Annotated in this window: 4 protein-coding genes and 2 pseudogenes; 3 read left to right on the forward strand and 3 right to left on the reverse strand. The window is 44.1% G+C overall.

Features of this window, described 5'->3' with window-relative positions; all coding sequences use genetic code 11:
* Positions 1-546, forward strand: a pseudogene (locus tag VK541_RS16750) (carboxypeptidase regulatory-like domain-containing protein); the annotation flags it as partial.
* Positions 547-572: 26 nt separating this feature from the next.
* Here the strand turns inward: VK541_RS16750 and VK541_RS16755 are convergent.
* The 3 genes from VK541_RS16755 to VK541_RS16765 all read right to left on the reverse strand — a co-directional run bounded on the left by VK541_RS16755 (position 573) and on the right by VK541_RS16765 (position 4028).
* Positions 573-2123: a PspC domain-containing protein gene (locus tag VK541_RS16755; protein ID WP_324371481.1), complete on the reverse strand. Its 1551-nt coding sequence runs from the start codon at positions 2121-2123 to the stop codon at positions 573-575.
* On the reverse strand, positions 2120-2491 hold the full coding sequence (locus VK541_RS16760; RefSeq protein WP_324371482.1) for a PadR family transcriptional regulator: 372 nt from the start codon (positions 2489-2491) through the stop codon (positions 2120-2122). Before VK541_RS16760 ends, VK541_RS16755 begins: the two co-directional genes overlap by 4 nt.
* 394 nt (positions 2492-2885) lie before the next feature.
* The gene (locus VK541_RS16765; protein ID WP_324371483.1) at positions 2886-4028 is read right to left on the reverse strand and encodes a putative sensor domain DACNV-containing protein; all 1143 of its coding nucleotides are present in this window, start codon (positions 4026-4028) and stop codon (positions 2886-2888) included.
* 128 nt (positions 4029-4156) lie between these two features.
* Here VK541_RS16765 and VK541_RS16770 point away from each other — a divergent pair, with 128 nt between their 5' ends.
* Both VK541_RS16770 and VK541_RS16775 read left to right on the forward strand, forming a co-directional pair.
* Positions 4157-4825, forward strand: coding sequence for a metal-dependent transcriptional regulator (locus tag VK541_RS16770; protein WP_324371484.1), 669 nt, complete (start codon positions 4157-4159; stop codon positions 4823-4825).
* Between the two features lie 9 nt (positions 4826-4834).
* Positions 4835-5411 (forward strand): annotated as a pseudogene (locus VK541_RS16775) (DUF2130 domain-containing protein); the annotation flags it as partial.

Raw genomic sequence — 5411 nt, forward strand, 5'->3', positions numbered from 1 at the left:
GGCCTCACTTTTTTTGAAAACAACTTTTATGTAACTCGTGACTACAATGCAGGAAGCAGGGTGCCTGTACAAATTTTCCTGAATGCAAGTCCGATAGATTTTTTCGGCCTCACCACTGTAATGCCGGATGAGATAGAATCCGTTGAAATATTTTTAAAGGACGAACTCGGCACCATAGACCGCCAGTACAACACCAAAGGTGTGCTTGTGGTCAATACTAAAAAAGCGGTTAAGGGAACGAAAATCAGTCTGGCGCAATTAAAGGAAATGATGCCGGAGGCCAATCTGGTTAAATTTAAGCCGAAAGGATTTGCCAAACAGCGTGAATTCTACTCGCCCAAATATGTAAATGCTGCAAACACTTATAACTTTAATGATCTGCGGACAACCATCTACTGGAATCCTAAAGTGCTGACCAACGCCACCGGCCCGCTGACTTTAGAGTATTACAATGCGGACGGTAACGGAACTTACAGGGCGGTTATTGAAGGGGTAGACAAAAACGGAAATGTTGCCCGCTATGTCTACCGCTATACTGTTAAATAAAGATACTGCTGATTAACCACGCCGGTTTAATCAGCATCCTTAACCGGCGCTTCGTGCCTGCATTTAACACCATCTTCTGTCATGACCCATTCGGTAAAACCCTGGTGGCTTTCGTGACCGCAATCCCAATAATTGGGTCCGTTGAGGTACCGGCCAAGCTCTTCGCTGATGTTTAGAAAAGTACCAACCGGCACTTTCATGGTCAGCTCTACCTCCTGCCCGCGCCACCTGGTATCTTTATTGAGCTGGACCATCGGGTTAAAGTTTATCAGCGAATCGGTTTGCAGAAAATCATAATGTATATTCTGAGCATTTTTTAGTGCGGTCTGAAAATTTCTGCCTCTTGATTTGAAGTTCTGACTCAGCGAGATCTTACCGCTTTCACTTTTCTCTATCCACAGCCTGACATTTCTTGGTGCTTTAAATTCATCATCAATGTCAGTAAGTATCTTTCTGCCCCTATAATTTTCTGCATCTATACTGTAGCGCAAGCTGTCCTCCCTGCTAAAGAAGCGGGTCCGGTCCATTGTTAGTGTATAAGTTTGATAGAGCTTAAGTTCAGTCACTTGTGAAAATTCTGCTCCTTCCTTAAATTCGGAAGATATTTTTGTGATGTAAAAAATTAATGGTGCCATGCCCGCCAGCCAGATGATGAGCAGCACAAATGACAATGTCTTATTGATATCCCTGCTGCTAAATGCTACGCGGACCGAGAACAATATGAGTGCAATAAGCGGTATCGCCCCTACCAGGAAGGCAGAAACCGCAAGAGGGTTAAAATATTCCTGATTGATGATGTTGAATGGGAAATAATTGGCTACATCAGCATCCCAAATCCCCATAAGGGCAATTAAAGTAATAAATAAGCTGATTAAACCAAATGACGCCGCTGCAATGATCAATAGCGCTATCGTCTTAAAGATCACCTTTCCTGTTCCTTTAACAAAGCTGCCCACAACATCAAAGAACTCCGCAAGAAATCCTTTTGATTGTTGTACCAGGGGATCCAGATGAATGTTTGCAAAGCCCCGAAGCGTTGTTTCCTGGCCGCGCATGTTCATTTTTTCAGTTTTGGTTTCTGCCTTAGGGATCATGATCCACAGTATGATATAAGCTAAAACACCGGCACCCCCTATGAATAGGGTAAAGAACGTGATTAACCGGATCCAGCGTATATCGACATCTACATAATGTCCCAAACCTGCACAGACACCGGCAATCATGGCCTGGTCTGTATCCCGGTAAAGCTTTTTAACCGGGTTGAAGGCCTGGCTTTGGGTACGGTAATCTTCAGCCGGGTTCTCTTCTTCAGACGACTCAAAATCTTTCACAGACCCCATCTGTCTGATCACGGATTGCACGTCAAAAATGCCAACAACCTGCTTTTGCTGCTCAGACAGCATTTCACCAAACATCTCTGCTATCCGGTTTTCAATATCTGTTATAATTTCAAAATCGTCAGCGTTTTTCGCGAAATGCTGTTTTACCTCATTCAGATAAACGGTGAGCATTTCGTAGGCATCTTCTTCAATATGAATGATGGAATTGCCAATATTTATGTTGAGTGTCTTCTTCATGACTTGGTTAAGTTTATTGGATTATTATTGGATTGATCGTCCGCTACTTTTTTGGAAGTATTGATGGCGTAAGCCAGTTCCTGCCAGGTCCCGTCAAGCTGATTCAGCATAGACCTGCCTTCTTCAGTTAGCACATAGTATTTGCGCGGGGGGCCGGATGTAGATTCTATCCAGTTATAACTTAGCAAGCCATTGTTTTTTAGGCGGGTGAGCAATGGGTAAAGCGTTCCTTCCACTACGAGCAGACGGGCCGACTTTAATTCTGCGATGATATCCGAAGCATAGATCTGCCCTCTGGATATGATCAGGAGCACACAGTATTCCAGTATGCCCTTCCGCATTTGTGTTTGTGTATTTTCTGCTATCATAATAATACAAAGATATATGCTTTATATAGTAACATGCAATACATAGTACTATAAAAAATACAAACCTTCTTTTATACGTCTGATTACCAGTACAATAATTTTTAGATTACCCTTTCAATGTTAAAACTTTATTAGGTTTTAATGAAACAAATAGAAGTTATCAACAATTCCACAAACGGATAGAATTATGGCTTGAGGTTTGATATCCATCTGATACACCTACTACTACATCTACCTATGTTAATTAAATTAAACCCCATCCACGCTTTTGCCAGGCAAAAAGAAGAAGTTCAGCCCAGGGAGCTGACGAGACAGCAGCGCATAGCCTGTGACCGAATTGTGATAATGGTTATATTTTTAACCACAATAGTTGTGGCAGCGCTCTTTTCTTAGTTTATAACAACAGGGTATCGATCCGCTGTGCCTGAACCCTGTTTTGATAGGTAGACCAGGTGTATATGGTAAAATGTCCATCTTGCGACGCTACCAGAGCGGTGGCATCCCGCTGATCATGAACAAACTGAGCAGCAGAAAGGTGGCGTGTCCCGCCGACCTTGGCTGGATGTACCACTACGGCATCTCCGCCTGAAATGGGTTCTGAAAAAGCAAGTTCGTCTATATTGTCTTTACCTTTTGCCCTTCCTATTTTAGCGCCAAACGCCAGCAACTCGTAGTTGTTGCTGATGATGGTTGCCCCATCTATTGCTGTAAGGCCGGCAAGGTGATCTACCTCACGTTTTAACGCCGTTTGCCAAAAGATCTGACTGGACTCTTTCCTGTCCTGCTGCAACAATTTAGAAAGTCCGCTAAAAGAAGGCTGAACATAATACTGGACAGGCTTTATAATAGACTGAAGCCAGTTGTTGTTCTCATTGTCGACCACGAGCAGTGTACCGCCCCGGGCATGTGCGCGCATGGAAACAGCCAGTTGGATCAGGACATTAACAGAATCGTTCCAGTAAGAAGGTGCGGTAAGGTCCAGCAGTGACAGCAGCATCGGCGGACAATCGGGAATGCTTGTACTCTTCCCATCGACCATTTTTACCTGATCCCCTTTGAGCACCGCGACATTCGTAAATTTCCCGAAGCCATAGATTCTGCGGTGTTTGATCACCAGCAGCGCCGGTTCAGAAACATCAACTACAAAACAAAAATTGGGTATGCTTACGGTGGTGCCCCAGATGTAAAGTTCACCTTCATCTGCCCAGATGCCCAGGTGAATCCCTGCACGTTCGATTCCCGGTGCAAGTTTGGTAAGAATGCCCGGATTTAATTTGAACCGCTGCTTGAACAGCAATGGATTACCCGCCTGCTGTGGCGGAAGAAACGCAAGGGAAATCTTTGGGGAATGCCCTTCTTCTTTCCGCAGGCTCGCCCAAAATGTAGCATCCAGTATGGCTTCAACTACCTTGGCAGTAGGCTGCGGCGCAAGATCTTCTTCTCCTTTTTCCCTGGCAGCAGCGAGATGCTCGGCAAAAATAGCCTCAACTTTTGGCGCAATAAGCCGCGCTGCCTGATAGGTAGATGGATAGATCATGCCATAAAGTTAATTGATTTACGGCAAACAACTTCATCATTTAATTGTCAATCTCTGATATCGGACTGTGGCAGGACCTCAGGAATTACCATGTTGTTTTAGCTAACAATTTCATCTAAGTTTGTAATATGCTATCTTATACAGAAGAAAACTATTTGAAGGCTTTACTGAAACTGAGCTTTCAAAATGAAGAAAAACCAGAGGCAGGAACCAATGAAATGGCAGCTTACCTGGGTGTGAAACCAGCCACGGCTACCGATATGCTCAAAAAGCTGAAAGAAAAGAACCTGGTTACTTATAAGAAATATGGAAAGATCCTGCTTACGGATACCGGTAAAAAGAATGGGATCGCCATTTTAAGAAAGCACAGGCTCTGGGAAACTTTTCTATATGAGAAGCTGGATTTTAGCTGGGATGAGGTACATGAAGTTGCTGAGCAGCTGGAACATATCCAGTCTGCCAAGCTGGTTGACAAGCTGGAAGAGTTCCTGGACTTTCCGGAATTTGATCCTCATGGGGACCCTATTCCTAAAGCCAATGGTGAGATGCCGGTGATCGCTAAAACACTTTTGGCGGAGCTAAAGGCCGGGGACACCTGTAGTGTTGCCGCGGTAAAAGATACCTCGACCTTATTCCTGCAGTACCTGGAAAAACTTCAGGTCACCATCGGAACAAAGATTAAGGTGATCGAAGTGATCGATTTTGACGGATCTTTATATGTCGGTATAGCCGGAGGAGAGCCCAGGAGTGTGTCGATGAAATTTGCAGAGAGTTTGTTTGTACAGAAGTTATTATAGCCGAGAGATATGTCAACAGAGATAAAATGTCCCAATTGTGCACATACTTTTCCTATTGAGGAGGTGATGGCCGAGGAATATAAAAAAGACCTCAGAGAGAAGATGGTTTCTTTTACCAAACAAAAGGAAGAGGAATTCGCAAAGAAACAAAATGAGTTTGCCCTGCAGCAAAAGCAAAGGGAAACCGCATTTGAACAGCAGCAAAAGCAGCAGGCCCTGGATTATGAGCAGAAACTTGCTGAAGAGAAAAAACAGCTCCAGTCTGCCCTTGAAGAAAGTCTGCGCAAAAGTATTACAACGGATTTCGAAAATAAACTTCAAATGCTGGACAACAGCAACAAGGAAAATGAAGAGCGGCTGAAACAGGCCCGGGCCAAAGAGCTTGATTTCCTGAAAAAAGAGGCGCAGATGAAGCAGCGTGAAGAAGAGCTTGAACTGCAGGTACAGCGTAAGCTGCAGGAACAGCGTGCGGAAATGACCGACCAGATCAGAAAACAGGAGGCGGAGAAAAATAACATCAAAGAAACTGAACATCAGCTGCGTGTAAAGGAACTGGAAAAACAGCTTGACGATCAGAAAAAACTGG

This window comes from Pedobacter sp., from assembly GCF_035317785.1.
GTDB lineage: Bacteria > Bacteroidota > Bacteroidia > Sphingobacteriales > Sphingobacteriaceae > Pedobacter.